A 17175-nucleotide genomic window follows, 5' to 3' on the forward strand; every position below is an offset into this window, starting at 1 on the left:
TTGTTCAGCCATTGATAATGGTTTCGAAGCTTTATTGTGGCTGTTCAAGGTGGGTTCTGCCGCCGGAAACGAACCTTTTTTGAGCTTAATGTCTACCCTAAGAACCGTCTCTATCCGGGCAATGTCTGGAAGATGGATCTGACGGGGCAGGGGATGCTCTCATTTGATGCTAACGATGGCAGAGGCTCACGTACTTAGGACTTACGCATTGATGACACCGATAAATTTTGGTAGGAGGTGATCCTTCCCCTTTGCAAAACTCTCAATGAAAGCGCCTATTGTCTCTTTAAACAGCCCCCGTTGGTGCTGATAAATATTCGTAAACTCCTGCTCTATCTGCATTTTCTGGAGATAAACAAAAGCTAAAATTGCAGCAAATATATGGTTTCTGACGGGTCGTTCGCTGCGAACCTGAAAGTGCTCAATATGGCAAACCTGCTTGATCGCCCTGTGAAACTGTTCGATCTGCCAGTGCTGGTCATGGATCTGCTTGAAGTCATTGCGTTCAAAAGGGACTTCCTCTGGCAAGTAAACCACGTAGTGGCGACGCTGGTCTTTTAGCATCGTCCTGAACAACCGGATCTTACCGAAGTCTTTGAGCCATACATCCAGACCATTGTCGGGGATGTCGAGGTGTTGAACCTGCTGCCATTTACCTTTTTCCAGTGATACTGTCCTGTTTTTCTCAACGGCAAACATAAACCCAGTCTGATGGTTTTTAATCGTCTTCAGGTTAGTCGTGCAGCTGTACCAGGAGTCACCGGTAACGAACGCTGGCTTCAGCCCCCATACCAGCACTTCAATCAACATTTCACGGAAGTAGTCGTTTTTTGTCTTGTCTTCCGATTTGTCGTATATCCTGTAATTCACCGGCATATGGCGCCCGGATACGTCGGTGTAATAAAGGGTGATGAGGTTAACTCCCTTAACCACTCGGTGATGTTTACCCGACCAAAAGTGGCCAACCAGTGCCACGGAGTAGCTATAAGGTTTGTCGAGCACGCTGTCATCAACGCTCAGGGTGCCGCCAATAGGGTTTAAACTTTTGACTGCTTCATCGTACATATCTTTGGGCTGATAGTTTTCACGCTTAAGAAAGCGGTTTGCGCTATCGTGAGAAAAGTCGGTAACCTCGGCCAGTCTTGTGCATGTTGATGATTTTGGCTCACTAATCAAAAAGCCAATGTATTTTGCAAGAGTGCATCGTGCAGTGGTCGGTCGAGTGGTAGTTCTCACTTTCATCCCTGAAGACATCTGTTTTTTGGCATTATCAAATTTTAGAGCCTGTTGTCAATGCGTAAGTCCTAGTACTATGAAATATCCGGGTTAGGAGAAGAAAAAATGATGAGCTCAGCTGATTAGACTGATCCCCATCAGGTTCCCAAGCAGGAGACTGATGACGATGGATACTGGCAGCAGGGCTGCCAGCAAGGTTACCCACATTTTCAGGTTGGCGTGTTCCTGACGGAGGTTCCAGCGTGTTGCTGTGTACCTTTTGTCCTCATCCATCTCTGTGGATAAACCACAACCACTGCAGCTGACCTGCCACATTTTCATTCTTTGACTGCCTTTGCCAATAATCAGGTCGGCAAATATGGCTTTACCCCGACAACAGGGGCAGGGCTTTAATTTCATGACTCTTCCCTGAGTGATATCTATCTTTTTAACTGGTTATACCCTGTGTATGAATAGCTTATTCACAGGTTTTAACAGGTTATCCACAGGTAAGCGACTAAGACTGACGCTTTCCTATAGGAACTATCCTAAAATAATGGTCTTTCTGCCATCAACAATAACCCGGTCTTCGATGTGATACCTTAATCCACGGGCCAGTACACTTTTCTCAACATCCTTTCCTAACCGAACCATCGCTTCTGGCAGGTGGTGATGACCTACCCTGATCACGTCCTGTTCGATGATAGGGCCAGCATCAAGGATTTCTGTCACGTAGTGGCAGGTGGCACCAACCAGCTTAACGCCTCGTTCATAGGCCTGATGGTAGGGTTTGGCACCCACAAAGGACGGCAGAAAACTGTGATGAATATTAATGACACGGTCTGCATACAGCTTGCACAATTGCGGTGGCAATATTTGCATATAACGTGCAAGTACAATCGTATCAACACTGTACTCATCGAGAAGTGAGGTCATTTTCGCGAATGCCGGTGCCTTATCGTCTTTATCCACCGGTACGTGATGATAGGGAATACCGTGCCACTCTACATAACTGCGTAAATCCTCATGATTGGAGATGACACAGGGAATTTCCATGTTCAGGTCACCACTGCGCCAGCGATAGAGCAGATCAGACAGGCAGTGAGCCTCTTTACTGGCCAGCAGAGCTACCCGCTGGGGCGTCCCTGAGTCATTGATGCGCCAGTCCAGGCTCAGCTTTTCCGCGACCGGTGTAAAGTGCTCCTTAAATTCATCCACAGAAAAAGGCAGGCTGTCTGCCTTGATTTCATTGCGCATGTAGAAGCGGCCGGTGAGAGGGTCAGAGTGGTGGTTGGCTTCAACAATCCAGCCGCCATGTCGAGCAATGAAGTCGCTGACGGTGGCTACAATGCCAGTAGAGTCCGGGCAGGAGACAAGTAAACGATAAGTTCTGGTCATGATACTTAAAAAAAGTAAATTGAGAGACAATTATAAGTAGTTAGTGCTGTGAAATCATATTTTGCTTTGTGTTGATCAGAGCCTGGGCCGATTTCGCAGGTCTTCTGAGCCATTAAGTGACACTGGTTTGTCATCAATTGCTGTGGAGTGGTTCTTTTACAGAACGATGTTTATACCGGTGATTGACCGTTTAAAAGATATCATCACCATCCTCAAGAAGCTGCGTTGTATCCGAATTGCTTCGCAGGCTTTCGCGATACCGTCGGCGATTGAGCAGCTTGCTCTGAACGGCTTCGGGAAACTCAGTGAACTGAATAATCTGTTTGTCTATCAACAGGTCAATAACGTCTTCAAGCACACGTATGAAATCAGCATCGGACGATTCCATGATTCCGGTACTGATCTCAGGGTTTTTTTGTAAGAAAAGCTTCAGGCTTTTATCTTCCATATCAGCACGTTGCCATTGGTTCGAAAGCGGCTTGTCGGAGACTGCACAAACCTGATGGTTATCATCCCTGAGTACGTAGAGCATGTCCTTTTCTCTCATGTTGAATTAACGTGTGTCAGCTTCATGGGACCCATTGGCTTATTGAAGAGGCATGGCTGCAACAAGGTCAGCAATAAGCTTTCGGCTCACTTCGTAGGCAGCTTCATCAGGGCGTCCTTCTCCCAGGCCATTTATGCTCCAAATGGTTTCTCCTGAAGCAATATCCGTCACTTTCAGCTGGAGTACGGTTGAAAAACGGTTGTGTTCATCATATTGCCACTCAAGAATTTCACCCGACATTGAAAGGTTGATGTTGTTGCTCTTTGCCCAGAGCTGAGCCCGCTCCAGTTCATAGATATCGGCAAGATAACTGGGTGCGGGGTTGGTTTCTGGTTGTTTAAAAACCGTCGTATTGGTGATGCCCGCCGAAGCCAGCTGAACCAACAAAATACGCTTGAGCTGGATTGTTTCTTCATCCGGGATCCGGGTATGGCTTATGAATGGCAGAATTGCCAGGCCAGAACTTCTGGGGATTCCATCCTGATACTGTTTGTCTATTTTACTGGCCGTTAGTTGGCATCCGGTCAGCGTCATCGACAGTAAACCCAGCATTAGAATGAAGGCAAATGGTTGCTGAAATCTGCCCGTGAAGCGTTTATTTCTCATATTGGCATAACTCATGATGGTTCAGCTTGAGCCATTGCAGGGCAATGACTGCTGGCGCGTTGGCAATCCTTCCATCTTCCACCATATCATAAGCCTGTGGGAAGGGAAGAACATGAACCCTGATATCCTCACCTTCATCGGCAACGCCAAAAACACCGCCAGCATCAGTGGCGTCCACCAGACCACAGAACAGCTTTAATTTTTCATTACTGGCACCAGGGCTGACATAAAAGTCAGATACCGGCATTAATGAGGTAATCCGGTAACCGGTTTCTTCCTCTACTTCACGCAGAGCGACTTCTTCGAGCGTTTCTCCGGGCTCACTGATGCCGGCAACCACCTCCAACAACCAGGGATCATCGTTGCTCAAAAAAGGCCCCATGCGGAATTGCTCAACCAGAACGACCTGATCATGAACCGGATCAAATAAAATAACGCCGACCGAAGGTGGCCTTACGGTGGCTTCACGAATCAGGGGGCAACTGACTCCCCCTTTGAAGAGTCGATGAGTAATCTTATATTTAAAGAGCTTCAGAAAGCCTGAATAAACCTTTTCCTCTTCCTGAACCTGTACATCGCTGGCATCAAGACCCGAAAGCTTCATGAGTTCCCTGTCTGGTATAAGTTATGATTCATAATAAAAGCCTGAACTGAAGGTAGCAGCATATTCAAACCCTGTTGAAGATCATCATCGGCTATTTTTGAGGATTCAAGAACTTTGCGTACATCACTACTGCGGACAGCGAGCCGCTCGGTAGCGGTGAAGATAGGCCATTTTTTCTCAATTTCTCTCCACTTATAAAATCGCTTCCAGGTTTCAGGGCTTGCATTATCAGGTCCCCGGATAAAAGAAATAGTGGCCTTGCCTTGGTATTTGCTGGTTAAGGCTGTCATCAGGTCATAGGTGTATACTGGCTTACCGGGGGCCTGTTCCAGCAACTCTGATTCCAGGTCACAAACTTCCAGGGGACAGCCGACATCAGCTTCATCAATAAAACACTGCAACATTTGCAGACGAAGGCTGAAGGGCAGTGGATTTTTGTCGAAAGCATGAAATGCACTGGGAACCAGCAGAATGCAATCATGGCCGGTAGCAGCCTGCTGCAGAACATCCAGATGCCCAAGTGTCGGGGGGTCAAATGCTGAGCCAAATATACCCAGCCTGATAAGGCTCATTATCACGTCTCCATTTCTGACTGTCTCCTGGGAGGCTGACCGAGAATAGCGCCCGTAGCGAGGATGGCAGAAAATTGAGGATAAAAAGTCGGAAATTTTTAGTGAATAGTGGTTCTATGTGCTAAAAATTTCCTACTTTTTAGACCAATTTGCTGCCACCGTAGTAGGGCAGTCTGTTCTCGGTCAGCCTCCTAGCCTAATGGCTGGTTGGCATTAAACCGGACAGGCGAGCAACATAGCTGTCGCATTATATCGATTTTATAAGTTTTGCCGAGGGTATCGAAAAGGTGGGTTTAATCCGAATCTGGCAACGACGCATTACGTATCCGGCACTGTTTTTTTACTGATAGGCAAATAATTTGTGTCAGGTAATATTTTCTATCCGGAATAACTCCCTGTCACTGAGATAGTGATGGCATTTTTCGAGGCCCGATATCTCCCTCTTTACTTCCCCCTTTGATATCGGGCCTTTTTTATTTTTTGCCCTGCCTCGTCTTCACCAGTGCCACGAAAAAATCGGCTTGTCTTTCATTCAGCCCTGATCGCTCTCAATCTTTCTGAAATTCCTGCTGCATAAATTACACGGTGACAAGAACAGAATCAGGAACCTGAATTTCGACAGACACTGGCAAATGATCCGTAATAGGAAGATTGATAACACCAAAACGGTTAACAATCAGGGATGGGCTGATCAGAATATGATCCAGGGAGCGTTTTGGCTGCCAGCTGGGAAAGGTATTTTGTCCCCGGTGGGCTGCATGAAGGGATGTGTCTTTCAGGGGGGAGTCATTGAGTAACTGGTCCGCATGGGTATTCATATCACCCATCAGCACGACATGCCGACTATCTTGCACAACATCACGGATATAGGAGAGCTGGATATTTCTTGTTCTTTTGCTCAGTGCCAGATGCATCATCACGACGGTCAGAGGGTCCTCAGGGTTGCCAAATCGGGCGACGATCGCACCTCGCCCGGGAATCAGGCCGGGTAGTTTATGGTCTTCCAGTGATACGGGCTCAAAGCGGCTGAGCAGACCATTACTGTGCTGTGCCAGCTTGCCAAGATTTCTGTTGATCTGATGATACCAGTAGGGAAAGTGCCCTTTCAGGGCCAGATATTCCGTTTGGTTGATAAAGCCACTGCGAATACTTCCACCATCTGCTTCCTGCAGGGCAACCAGGTCAAACTCCGGAAGAACGCCGGCAATCCTGTTCAGGGTGGTCAGTCGATTGGCATGAGGAAGAATATGTTGCCAGCTGCGAGTCAGGTAATGCCGGTATTGCTGGGTATTGATACCCACCTGAATGTTAAAGCTGAGCAGGTTAAGGGTGTTTTTGTTCAGCTGACAAGGCGCTCCGCCCTGTGCCGAGTGATGAATATGCCCGGAACGGTACTGACAACGCTGTCGGTGTAGGCGTCGGTGGATGGCACCGGTAAGAGTTCGAATGGGCATAGTGCTTTACCGCCAGAAATGGACACGGGATAACGATGGACAGATATTACAGGCCTTTTATTCCACTTCCTGCAAAGATTTATCGATGCTTTACAAAATCAAGTGGTTAAAGGCCGAACGTTTGCCATTTAACCGCCTCTTTAACCACCTCTGTAATGGAACCGGGGATTGTCACTAACCCTTTCGATCCTCTTTAACTTTTCTGATCAGGTAGTCAGCAATAACCGGCATATTACCCAGTGATCCTGCCAGCCCGGGCTCAACGACATATCGACCATCGATAACGATGGCCGGTACGCCAGACAATTCATAACTCTTAAGCTTGGAGAAGGCTTTTTGCAACTGATTATTTACACTGAAAGCCTTGAACGCTTGATTAAAAGCACCAGGCTCAATACCAAATTTCCGATTCAGGAACTCGGCCATCTGTTCGCTGTCACTGAGCTGGTTTCGGTGGTTCTGTATTTCACTGAAGATGGCTGTATGAGCCTGCTCTTCCAGCCCCATATTGCGAACAGTATAGTAAAGCCGGGCATGGGTCTGCCAAAGGTTGGGGCCGAAGAAACCGGGCGTTCGAATGAACTCAACATTGGCGGGCAATGTTTTCTGCCATTGCTCAAGCTTGGGTTCCAGTGCATAGCAGTGAGGGCATCCATACCAGAAAATGGAAACAACTTCGACATTCTCCGGCCTGGCATCTGTTTTAACCGGGCGGGATAAAACACGGTAATCCTGTCCCGGCTGGAACAATTGAGGTGGCTGAGATCGGTCGGCCATTAACGTCACTGGCTGGGATGGGATATCACCTGTTTTTTCAGGTTGGGGCGCATTGCCCGATACCTCAGATGAGTGCCGGGTCACTGTCATCCTCTTCGTTTGTTGAGGACCATTAAACAGGTAACCCGCTGTGACCAGAGTAATTACCAAAAATACAGCAATACCCCATATACCCTTCGTTTTTCTTGTCATTAGGGAGTCCTCTTTTTTCATTGTTATTCAAGGATATGTCGTTTTGTCTGAGACACATTACGTCAGCATCTGACGAAAAAAAAGTCTGATTGAACAGGCTGCTATTGAAGGGGGAACTTCACGGAAGCCAGCTGGAAACCGGCTTCTGTGAAACATCAAGGACGAAAAACCATCAACGAAGACCGCTGATATACTGGGAAACGGCTTCGATTTCTTTATTGCTCATCTTCTCGGCAATCGTTCTCATGATCTTGGTATCGCCATCATTGGTTCGATCACCTTCACGAAGGTCACGAAGTTGTTTAGCGGTATAATCCGCTTTCTGGCCAGCCAGTAATGGGAATCCTGCAAGGAAGTTACCTTTGCCTGTTGGTGAGTGACAGCTGGAGCAGGCCGGAATACCTTTCCTGGCGTCGCCACCGCGATAGAGTGCTTCACCCATTGATACATACTTGGCGTCGGTTGCTCCCTGTGGGGCTGGCTGACTGGCATAGAAAGCAGCCAGATCAGCAATGTCCTGTTCGGTCAGAGCGCTGACGAAGGGCATCATCTCAGGAACAGAGCGTACTCCACCTTTGATTTCACTGATCTGCTTAATCAGGTAACGCTCCCCCTGACCCGCGAGATTCGGCCAGTTTGGAGCAAGGCTGATTCCTGTTGCACCGTGGCAGGCGGCGCAGGTCGTCGCTTTGCTCTTGCCTGCAGCGGCATCCCCTTTGGCAAAGGCTAGGCCCGTTACCCCCAAAGAAATTAACAGAGTGAGAATGACTTTTTTCATTACCTGACCCAGTTACGGCGTTTGCCTCAAATGGCTGTTATTATTCATCAGACCTGACAGCTTTTATTGTGTAGCGAAACAGATTCATGCAGAGACTCACGTCTGCTATTTGGCTGCTTCAGCATCAGGTGACATGACGGCATGTGCCTTGAACGACGCTTGAACGACGATAGTATAAACTACTCAACCGACAACCGGTACAGGCAGTACCCTATCGATCAGCCAGAGGCTGCAACTTAGCGTCCTTTACCTGATTTCTTTTACGTGGTTTATTGCGCCCGGTGCATATTTTTTAAGGCTCTTTTCGGGTTACAGACTGCTCTGCAATGAAAATTGGCCAAAGGCCTTGATATACAATGCCTTCAGGAAACTGCTGGCTAAATATTGCCAAGCCCTGCCACAGGAGGATTCCAGCCTGATTTATGAAATCAGCAGTCTGCAATACGAAAAGAGCCTTTTTTAAAAGCTCACTGGAAATCAGCAAAGATTACTGGAATAGATGAAACCCCATGAGTGATACCCGATCTTCATTAAATTATCGCCAGGCCTCTTTTTACAAGAGTGCGGCCAGGCTGAGCCAGTGTCCGGAGAATGAAGGTCGTGAAGTGGCCTTTGCGGGTCGCTCCAATGCCGGAAAGTCCAGCGCACTGAATGCGCTGACGGGTTCCAACAAGCTGGCTCGTACCAGTAAGACGCCCGGCAGAACCCAGCTTATTAACTTTTTTGAGGTACAGGAAGGTGTCTTTCTGGTGGATCTGCCGGGTTATGGCTATGCCAAAGTACCAGAGGCCATGAAGAAAGAGTGGCAGCATCACATGACCGATTATCTTGAGCGTCGTGAGGCGCTGGTTGGCCTGGTGTTGTTGATGGATATTCGTCATCCGATGAAAGAATTCGATCAGATGATGCTTAACTGGAGTGTGAGCGCAAACTTACCTCTGCATATACTGATCACCAAGGCTGATAAGCTGAAACAGGGTGCTGCCAAACAGGTTTTAAATGCACTCAGAAAGGAACTGTCCCGATTCCCGCAGGTGAGCGTCCAGCTATTCTCTTCGCTCAAGAAAACCGGTGTTGATCAGCTCTCAATGAAACTGGATGAGTGGTTCCTGGCGCCTGAACCTGATGATGTTTATGAAGTGCAAGATGAGGAGCCGATCGAGTCCGATGATTAAATTTCACGACTGAGTGTGGACGATTGTCCTCCAAATTGTGGAGGACTGCCCATTATCAAGCATGAACCAAAACCTCCCCTGACCTGGCCGGAATGGTCAGTTTAAGGGTGCCACCCGATGCATCAATGCGCTCTCCCTTGTTCATTAGCAACGAAAAATACCCTTGCTCAAGCCCCGTCTGCCATATGGGCAGAGATAGTGCTTGAGACGTTGTTCCCCGGTTTACAGCACAGATGACCCGCTCATCATCCAGACAGCGGGCAAAAGCAATGACATCTCCTTGCGCATAAAGCCACTGCACACTGCCTGACTGCAAAGCAGAAGACCCACTGCGCAAGGATGTCAGCTGTTTAATAAAGTCCACCATATCCTCTCTGGACGCTAGTCTTTCCCATGGGAAACAGCGGCGATTATCCGGGTCATGCCCCCCTTCCAGGGCAACTTCGGTGCCGTAATAGAGGCAGGGAACACCAGCCCAGCAGAACAGAACGATCAAGGCGCAGCGTAAAGTAGCCTCATCGCCGTTAACCATGGTGAGAAAGCGCATGGTATCGTGGCTATCCAGCTGGTTAAGTTGACTGAGCTGGTTACTCCAGGGAATCTTTGCTGCGGCTTCCATCAACCACTGGGCAAATTCATCAGCATCAATACAACAGGGGTCGAAGGCGATATCCAGACCGGCAAAGAAAGCCCGAACCGGATGGGCAAAACCATAATAATTCATGGCTCCGTCTTCCTGATCACCCTGCAGCCATTGAGTCGCTTCGAAAAAGTGCTCACCCAGCACATAGCACTGTGGGTTCTCGGCTTTTGCCGATGCGCGAAAAGCCCGGACGTAATGGGCATTGTTAGTGGCGCCCTCCCCTTCTCCCAGCATGTGGATAACATCAAAGCGCCAGCCATCGATGCTATAGGGGGGTCTCAACCAATGCCGAATGACGGCATCATCACCCGCATAAAAATAGTCGCGGACTTCAGGATGAAGAAAGTTCAGTTTTGGCAACGTGTGGATGCCATTCCAGCCAATATAACGCTCGGAGTCACCATCAAACTGGTAATAGTCACGATAGGGAGACTCGGGATTTTGCCAGGCACCCTGACCATCACCCCGCTGTTGAAAACGGTCAAACCACGGGTGGTTCAGGGAGGTGTGATTGAATACTGCATCCAGCACAATCCTCATGCCCCGCCGATGAAGAGCGTTCACCAGTTCTGCAAACTCCTCATTGGTGCCCAGATGTGGGTCAATATTGAGGTAGTCCGTGGTGTCGTACTTGTGATTACTGGGTGCAGCAAAGATCGGATTAAGATAAAGCGTGGTGACACCCAGAGATTGGAGGTAATCCAGTTGGTCACGGATACCTTTGAGATCACCACCAAAGAACTCACAGGCGCCATTTTTTCCATGCTCCGAGACCTTTGCCCCCCAGGGTTTGGCAACAGTTGGCTGGTCATCACCGCGCAGACAATATTCGTTGGTGGTGACACTGAGCTCAGGGTTGGCGTTGGCGAAACGGTCAGGAAAAATCTGATAGAAAACCTGGTGTTTAACCCACTCTGGTGGCTGATGTTCCGAGTTGTATCGAAACAGCTTTTCCTGCCCGGGCATACGTCTGGACATGCCTGCCCCGTGGCACCACCACTGGCTCTCTTTGGTAACCGCTTTAAAACAATAGACCGTTGTTGCTTTATCCCGGTTTACCGGAACAGTGGCTTTCCAGGTGGTTAGCCGTCCAACATTTTCAGATCGCTCCATCAGAATGAGACGTTCTTCATTATCTGGCTCGCAGCGGACATACAACGCTTCAGGCCTGAAATCTGACTCAGTGACCAGAGAAACCGTGAGTGAAGTATCAGAAGGGATAACCCAGCGATGATCCTGCCCATGGTAAATAAATGGTGCTTTCATACGGGATTCACCAACTTGAGTGACGCTCTGGAATGAGCCAGCGGTCACTGCTTCAGCATTAATCAATAGGGTTCAGAAAAAAAGAAATATAGATAGCATTCCGGTACTAAACCAGACCACGTTCTGCCATGGATAGTAACTCCCCCTGCCCGACAATCATATGATCCAGCACCTGAACATCGACCAGTGCCAGTGCCTCTTTCAAACGTTGTGTCATGCGAATATCCGCCTGACTTGGCTCAGGATCACCCGATGGGTGGTTATGGCAGAGAATCAGTGATGCCGCATTCAGAGCCAGAGCCTGCTTCACGACCTCCCTGGGGTGAACGGTGGCGGTGTTCAGGGTTCCCTGAAAGAGTGTTTCAAGAACAATAACCCGGTGCCGGGTATCCAGAAAAAGACAGGCAAACTCCTCCCGCTGAAGCCCCTGAAAGTGTAACTGCAGATACTCCCGGGTGGATTTCGGGCTGGTGATAATGTCCGACGTTGCCACTTTCTCCCGAAGTACCCGCCGACACAGTTCCAGTATTGCGCTGAGTTGAGTGGCTTTGGCGGGGCCAAGGCCTTTGACGGACATGAGGCGCTGATGCCGGGTGGTTAGCAGCTTTTCCAGGCCGCCAAACTGTTCCAGCAGATGGCTGGCCAATGCCATCACGTTCATACCCTGATGGCCAGTTCTTAACAGTAGTGCCAATAGCTCCGCTTCAGTCAGTGCTGAAGGACCCATGGCCAGTATCTTTTCTCTAGGTAGCAAATGATGACTCCAGTCTTGACCCTTCATGATAGTTATACCATCAGCTATTCACTGTTATGATGGAACGGATTTATGGTGAGTAGTCCATGGCTTTTTGCGTGCTTCATGACTGCTCAGACAAAGAATTGCCGTTTTAATTCCCTGAGGAAATTTGCAACCTATGCAACAACTAAGCAACAAACGCATTGTTCTTGGTGTTACCGGAGGCATTGCTGCCTATAAGAGTGCCGAGCTGATCCGGCAGCTGACCAGGCTGGGCGCTGATGTCCGTGTGGTGATGACCCGTGCCGCCTGTGAGTTTATTACGCCGTTAACATTGCAGGCCCTGTCTCATAATCCGGTGCATCTGGATTTGCTGGATACCGGGGCTGAAGCGGCCATGGGGCACATTGAACTGGCCCGCTGGGCAGATGTGGTTCTGGTTGCGCCGGCTACCGCCGACTTTATTGCGCGACTGGCTGGTGGGCATGCCGATGACCTGTTGACCACCCTGTGTCTGGCCACCAGTGCGCCTGTTTGTCTGGCTCCTGCCATGAACCAGGGCATGTGGCGTGATAGCGTAACCCAGCAGAATTGCGAAGAGCTGCTGGAGCGGAATATCAGTTTGTTTGGGCCGGGTGACGGCAGTCAGGCCTGTGGCGATATCGGCCCGGGCAGAATGCTGGACCCTGAGTTGATTGTGGAACAAACATCAAGGCTGTTTACCCATGATATTCTCACCGGGTTGAATGTATTAATTACCGCTGGAGGTACCCGTGAAGACATCGATCCGGTTCGCTATATTTCCAACCACAGTTCCGGAAAGATGGGCTTCGCCATTGCGGAGGCAGCCGTAGCATCGGGGGCAACCGTTACCCTGATCACTGGCCCGGTTCATCTCGATACTCCGGATCGGGTCAAGCGGGTTGATGTGGTCAGTGCCAGAGATATGCACCAGGCTGTTCACGATCGGATTGCAGGTGTTGATATTTTTATCGGCTGTGCCGCGGTCAGCGATTACCGCCCGGCAGAGGTCGCCAGGGAAAAGATCAAGAAAGATCCCGAAAATGGCAGTGAAACACTGGACATTAAACTGGTACGCAATCCCGACATTATTGCTTCAGTCACTGGTCTGGATACACCACCGTTTGTGGTTGGTTTTGCTGCAGAGACTCACAATGTATTGGGGTACGCTGCGGATAAGCTGCGGCGGAAGAAAATGAACCTGGTAGTGGCCAATGATGTGGGTGACCGGGATATTGGCTTCAGCAGTGACGCGAATGAAGTGACCGTCATTGGTGAAGCGTTGGAAGAGCCACTACCAAGAGCATCGAAAAAAGTGGTGTCACGCAAACTGCTGCAAATAGTTGCTCGTCGTTTCAGAAAGTGGAAAAGCCTCCAGTCCACGACTGAAACTAATGAATGAACAGGGAATTAAACGACATGAAAACATTGAAGACTCGTATTCTGGACCCACGCCTGGGCCGGGAGTTTCCATTGCCAGAATATGCCACAGAAGGTTCGGCGGGCATTGATCTGCGAGCCTGTCTTGATGAACCACTGACGCTGGAGCCGGGCCAAACCCAGTTATTGCCAACCGGAATGGCGATACACATTGACGATCCATCTCTGGCGGCTATGATTCTTCCCCGTTCCGGCCTGGGTCATAAGCATGGCATTGTTCTGGGGAATCTTGTTGGGCTGATCGACTCGGATTATCAGGGACAGCTAATGGTGTCCTGCTGGAACCGTGGAAATACCACGTTTACTATTCAGCCTGGTGAGCGGATTGCCCAGTTAATTCTGGTGCCTGTGGTTCAGGCTCGATTGGAGATGGTAGCAAGCTTTGAAGAGAGTGGCCGTGGTGCTGGAGGCTTTGGACACTCCGGAACCCACTGATGTCTGTTTTTAGCAGAAAGGCGTAGTGATTCGGGCTATGCCTCCACCAATAAGAAATAACCATCACCATGCTCAATCATTAAGAGTACTGCAGGAGGAGTAATGGATAAGCCTGCTTTATCCTCTCAGGACATCGCGACCGTTCTGACTGAAGCCCTACCCTATTTGCAACGCTATGCAGGTAAGACTGTCGTCGTTAAATATGGTGGCAATGCCATGGAAAGTGACGAGCTGAAAAACAGCTTTGCTCAAGGCGTGGTGTTGCTCAAGGCGGTAGGTATTAACCCGGTCATTGTTCATGGTGGTGGTCCTCAGATTGGTGACATGCTGAAACGTCTGAACATCGAAAGCCGCTTTGTGCAGGGGATGAGGGTCACCGATTCCAACACCATGGATGTGGTACAGATGGTATTGGGAGGCCTGGTGAATAAGGAAATAGTGACGCTCATCAATAACAATGGCGGGCGGGCTATTGGTGTTACCGGTAAGGACGGTCGATTTATTCGTGCAAAACGGTTGGTGGTCACAGAGATGACGCCCGAGATGACGGCGAGGGAGATTATTGATATTGGCCAGGTGGGAGAAGTGGAATCCATCGATACTGATATTATCACCATGTTGCAAAACTCCGACTTTATTCCGGTCGTTGCTCCCATCGGGGTGGATGATGTCGGTGCCTCTTACAATATCAACGCAGATCTTGTTGCCGGGCGGCTGGCAGAAGAGCTGGTAGCGGAAAAACTCCTGTTGCTAACCAATACTGAAGGCTTGCTGGATAAGGATGGAAACCTGTTAACCGGGTTGGACTCAGAACAGGTCGAAGCATTAATTGCCGACGGAACTATTTATGGCGGCATGCTTCCCAAGATACAATGCGCGCTTAATGCCGTGAAGTGCGGTGTCAAAACAGCGCACATCATTGACGGCCGGGTGCCACATGCCGTTCTGCTTGAACTGTTGACTGACCGGGGAGTGGGCACCCTGATAACCGGAGATAGTGTTTAGTACTCGTAATGGATATGTCTCAGAAAATTTCTCGCAAGCAGCAGATTCTGGAAGCTCTGGCTCATATGCTGGAGACGGCTCCGGGTACCCGGATTACCACATCGGCTCTGGCCAAAGAGGTCGGAGTCTCAGAAGCGGCCTTGTACCGTCATTACCCCAGCAAGGCCAAAATGTTTGAAGGGCTGATCGAGTTTATTGAGGAGACGCTGTTTTCCCGAATTGCTCTGATTCTTTCAGAAGAGTCTCATGTGGTTGCTCGATGTGAAAAAATCCTGTTATTACTGATTGGCTTCTGTGAGAAAAACCCCGGGTTGACCCGCATCCTGACCGGGGATGCATTGGCGGGGGAGACTGAGCGGCTGCGCCAGCGTATGATTCAGCTGTTTGACCGTATGGAGACACAACTCAAGCAGACGTTGCGTGAAGCAGAAATCAAGGAAGGTGTGAGAACCCGTATGACCGTCAGCGTAACAGCAAACCTTATGCTGGCTTCTGCCGAGGGGCGGATAGCACAGTATGTTCGCAGTGAGTTCAGACGCAAGCCAACCGAAAACTGGGCTGATCAGTGGCTAATCCTTTCTGAAGCGGCTTTTCGATAAGTTCGGGTTTTCGATGCCTGGCAACGGTCAGGCATCAGCGGCCTGACCTGTCAACCGATTCCGCTAAGATCGATATAGACTGATGGCTTTACCATCCAGAATAATTTGCAGTTCATGATCCGTTGCTTTAATAACCTGAATGCTCTTCTCTTCTGAAACCCGTTTGTTTTTCTCGTCACCAATTGAGTTCTTTTCTTGCTTTCGGCTAATCAACAGGATGATTCGGTTATTGCTGAGCTGCCAGGTACCAAAGTTCTTCTGTGAAGCGTGTGTACCCAGTTGCTGGAAGAAAGAGTTGAATGACCCGTTGTCATCGAAATTCCAGTCCATGGCAACATCTTCACGAATACGCCACCGGCCAACGAGCTGACCACGGGTAACGGCTTCAATATCCGTCAGGTTTTTCTGCTTAAGCAATGTTTTCAGCCGCTCAGCAGAAGCCGTATATTTCATCCGGTGTGCCATAAAGAAACAGCAACTCCCGGTCCAGCTCTGCCTCCCGCTCTTGCCGGGCCTTTCTGAATTTGAGGTCTTCCAGCTGGTTTTTCTGATCGCTGGTCATTACCGGGGGAATGGTATCAATGGTACGGCCATTTCTATCGAGTATGCTGTACCCCAGATGAACAAATTCACTGGGAATATTGGATGAAATGACGGTTATGCCTTCCAGGTTTTTATACTTATACAGGCTCTGCGCCGACGCCCTGTTAGCTCCGGTCGCAGACAGTACGCCTGCCAAGAACAGTATGAATGGTTGTTTAAGTCTCATACTCCGTAGGTATCTCTGTAGGCTTTGATTTCGGGCGCATGGCGGCGGATTTCCGGATGATTTTCACTGTATTCCAGCAAGTCAGTCAGAGACACAATACTCAATACCGGAATAGCAAAATCACGTTCCACTTCCTGGATGGCAGACAGCTCTTTTAGTGTTGAACACTCCCCCTGCCCTTTTTCCTGACGATCCATAGCCACCACAACCGCTGCCGGAGTCGCATCCGTTTGCTCAATAATGGCCATTACTTCACGGATCGCTGTGCCGGCGGTGATAACATCATCAACAATCGCTACACGCCCTTGAAGAGGTGCACCAATAATACTCCCCCCTTCTCCATGATCTTTGGCTTCCTTGCGGTTGAAGCACCATGGAACGTTTCGATTGTGCTTCTCAAACAGGGCCACAGCCGTGGCAGTGGCCAGGGGGATGCCTTTGTAGGCTGGCCCAAACAGAATGTCAAAATCAAGCCCGGCATTCACCATTGCTGCAGCATAGAACTGGCCGAGTTTGCTGATGGCTTCACCACTGTTAAATAGCCCGGCGTTAAAGAAGTAAGGAGACTTTCTTCCGGACTTCAGGGTGAACTCACCAAAACGGAGCACTTGTTGCTCAATGGCAAAATCCAGAAATTCTTTTTGGTACTGATGCATCGGGTGGGTCCTGTTTGCTGAATGCCCGCAATGTCGAATCAAAGGCCGATTTTATACCAATATATGATCCTAAATCCCCTGTGTGATGTGTTATTTCAGAGATATTACGCAATGTAGAGTATCGGGTTACCGAACCGGATAGTCTGAGTGTTGGGAAACGAGGCGCATTTCGACCAGGGTACGCAGTTACTCGTTCCATTCGGATCAGTCAGTGTGAAATTACGGAAACTGTCAGGTGCAATTTCGTCAGAACTGCACGCTTCTGTAGAAGAGACCGGATTTATGCG

General features: G+C 49.3%; 20 protein-coding genes. 5 read left to right on the forward strand and 15 right to left on the reverse strand.

From position 1 onward, the window contains the following. Nucleotides 1-201: 201 nt before the first annotated feature. The 10 genes from MJO57_RS01125 to MJO57_RS01170 all read right to left on the reverse strand — a co-directional run bounded on the left by MJO57_RS01125 (nucleotide 202) and on the right by MJO57_RS01170 (nucleotide 8143). A complete protein-coding gene (locus MJO57_RS01125) occupies nucleotides 202-1236 on the reverse strand; it encodes a transposase (RefSeq protein ID WP_252026884.1) in 1035 nt (344 codons plus the stop codon). A gap of 114 nt (nucleotides 1237-1350) precedes the next feature. Beyond that, the gene (locus tag MJO57_RS01130) at nucleotides 1351-1635 is read right to left on the reverse strand and encodes a Lar family restriction alleviation protein (protein WP_252022195.1); all 285 of its coding nucleotides are present in this window, start codon (nucleotides 1633-1635) and stop codon (nucleotides 1351-1353) included. A 123-nt stretch (nucleotides 1636-1758) separates the two neighbouring features. Next, nucleotides 1759-2613 carry a formyltetrahydrofolate deformylase gene (purU, locus tag MJO57_RS01135; RefSeq protein WP_252022197.1) on the reverse strand — a complete coding sequence of 285 codons (855 nt, stop codon included), beginning with the start codon at nucleotides 2611-2613 and terminating at the stop codon, nucleotides 1759-1761. Nucleotides 2614-2803: 190 nt separating this feature from the next. Further along, the gene (locus MJO57_RS01140) at nucleotides 2804-3160 is read right to left on the reverse strand and encodes a hypothetical protein (RefSeq protein ID WP_252022199.1); all 357 of its coding nucleotides are present in this window, start codon (nucleotides 3158-3160) and stop codon (nucleotides 2804-2806) included. Nucleotides 3161-3199: 39 nt separating this feature from the next. Beyond that, nucleotides 3200-3781, reverse strand: coding sequence for a hypothetical protein (locus tag MJO57_RS01145; protein ID WP_252022201.1), 582 nt, complete (start codon nucleotides 3779-3781; stop codon nucleotides 3200-3202). Next, the gene (locus MJO57_RS01150) at nucleotides 3756-4370 is read right to left on the reverse strand and encodes an NUDIX domain-containing protein (protein WP_252022203.1); all 615 of its coding nucleotides are present in this window, start codon (nucleotides 4368-4370) and stop codon (nucleotides 3756-3758) included. Before MJO57_RS01150 ends, MJO57_RS01145 begins: the two co-directional genes overlap by 26 nt. Continuing rightward, a complete protein-coding gene (locus tag MJO57_RS01155; protein ID WP_252022205.1) occupies nucleotides 4367-4942 on the reverse strand; it encodes an adenylyltransferase/cytidyltransferase family protein in 576 nt (191 codons plus the stop codon). Before MJO57_RS01155 ends, MJO57_RS01150 begins: the two co-directional genes overlap by 4 nt. Nucleotides 4943-5520: 578 nt before the next feature. Further along, nucleotides 5521-6396 (reverse strand): endonuclease/exonuclease/phosphatase family protein, encoded by an 876-nt coding sequence (locus MJO57_RS01160; RefSeq protein ID WP_252022207.1) that lies wholly within the window; start codon nucleotides 6394-6396, stop codon nucleotides 5521-5523. Between the two features lie 174 nt (nucleotides 6397-6570). Beyond that, on the reverse strand, nucleotides 6571-7386 hold the full coding sequence (locus tag MJO57_RS01165; protein WP_252022209.1) for a thiol:disulfide interchange protein DsbA/DsbL: 816 nt from the start codon (nucleotides 7384-7386) through the stop codon (nucleotides 6571-6573). 151 nt (nucleotides 7387-7537) lie between these two features. After that, nucleotides 7538-8143: a cytochrome c gene (locus tag MJO57_RS01170; protein WP_252022211.1), complete on the reverse strand. Its 606-nt coding sequence runs from the start codon at nucleotides 8141-8143 to the stop codon at nucleotides 7538-7540. A 509-nt stretch (nucleotides 8144-8652) separates the two neighbouring features. Here MJO57_RS01170 and yihA point away from each other — a divergent pair. Next, a complete protein-coding gene (gene yihA / locus MJO57_RS01175) occupies nucleotides 8653-9318 on the forward strand; it encodes a ribosome biogenesis GTP-binding protein YihA/YsxC (protein WP_252022213.1) in 666 nt (221 codons plus the stop codon). Between the two features lie 55 nt (nucleotides 9319-9373). Here yihA and malZ read toward each other — a convergent pair whose 3' ends face one another. Both malZ and radC read right to left on the reverse strand, forming a co-directional pair. Further along, the gene (gene malZ / locus MJO57_RS01180) at nucleotides 9374-11293 is read right to left on the reverse strand and encodes a maltodextrin glucosidase (RefSeq protein WP_252022215.1); all 1920 of its coding nucleotides are present in this window, start codon (nucleotides 11291-11293) and stop codon (nucleotides 9374-9376) included. A gap of 40 nt (nucleotides 11294-11333) precedes the next feature. After that, complete coding sequence (gene radC / locus MJO57_RS01185; protein WP_256493116.1) at nucleotides 11334-12008, reverse strand: DNA repair protein RadC; 675 nt, start codon at nucleotides 12006-12008, stop codon at nucleotides 11334-11336. A 133-nt stretch (nucleotides 12009-12141) separates the two neighbouring features. On the opposite strand from radC, the gene coaBC reads away from it, so the two are divergent. The 4 genes from coaBC (at nucleotide 12142) to slmA (ending at nucleotide 15463) form a co-directional block, all read left to right on the forward strand. Continuing rightward, a complete protein-coding gene (coaBC, locus tag MJO57_RS01190; protein WP_252022219.1) occupies nucleotides 12142-13386 on the forward strand; it encodes a bifunctional phosphopantothenoylcysteine decarboxylase/phosphopantothenate--cysteine ligase CoaBC in 1245 nt (414 codons plus the stop codon). 17 nt (nucleotides 13387-13403) lie between these two features. Next, nucleotides 13404-13859 carry a dUTP diphosphatase gene (dut, locus tag MJO57_RS01195; protein ID WP_252022221.1) on the forward strand — a complete coding sequence of 152 codons (456 nt, stop codon included), beginning with the start codon at nucleotides 13404-13406 and terminating at the stop codon, nucleotides 13857-13859. Between the two features lie 102 nt (nucleotides 13860-13961). After that, nucleotides 13962-14864, forward strand: coding sequence for an acetylglutamate kinase (argB, locus tag MJO57_RS01200; RefSeq protein WP_252022222.1), 903 nt, complete (start codon nucleotides 13962-13964; stop codon nucleotides 14862-14864). 8 nt (nucleotides 14865-14872) lie between these two features. Next, nucleotides 14873-15463: a nucleoid occlusion factor SlmA gene (slmA, locus tag MJO57_RS01205; protein WP_252022224.1), complete on the forward strand. Its 591-nt coding sequence runs from the start codon at nucleotides 14873-14875 to the stop codon at nucleotides 15461-15463. 63 nt (nucleotides 15464-15526) lie between these two features. Here the strand turns inward: slmA and MJO57_RS01210 are convergent, their stop codons facing one another. Genes MJO57_RS01210 through pyrE form a run of 3 tightly spaced genes read right to left on the reverse strand, consistent with a single transcriptional unit; the run spans nucleotide 15527 to nucleotide 16888 of the window. After that, nucleotides 15527-15916, reverse strand: a complete 390-nt coding sequence (locus MJO57_RS01210) for a hypothetical protein (RefSeq protein ID WP_252022226.1) — start codon at nucleotides 15914-15916, stop codon at nucleotides 15527-15529. After that, nucleotides 15894-16232, reverse strand: a complete 339-nt coding sequence (locus tag MJO57_RS01215) for a hypothetical protein (protein ID WP_252022228.1) — start codon at nucleotides 16230-16232, stop codon at nucleotides 15894-15896. Before MJO57_RS01215 ends, MJO57_RS01210 begins: the two co-directional genes overlap by 23 nt. Further along, nucleotides 16229-16888 carry an orotate phosphoribosyltransferase gene (gene pyrE, locus MJO57_RS01220; protein WP_252022246.1) on the reverse strand — a complete coding sequence of 220 codons (660 nt, stop codon included), beginning with the start codon at nucleotides 16886-16888 and terminating at the stop codon, nucleotides 16229-16231. Before pyrE ends, MJO57_RS01215 begins: the two co-directional genes overlap by 4 nt. Between the last annotated feature and the right edge of the window lie 287 nt (nucleotides 16889-17175).

It is taken from the genome of Endozoicomonas sp. SCSIO W0465, from assembly GCF_023716865.1.
In the GTDB taxonomy this organism is placed as follows: domain Bacteria; phylum Pseudomonadota; class Gammaproteobacteria; order Pseudomonadales; family Endozoicomonadaceae; genus Endozoicomonas.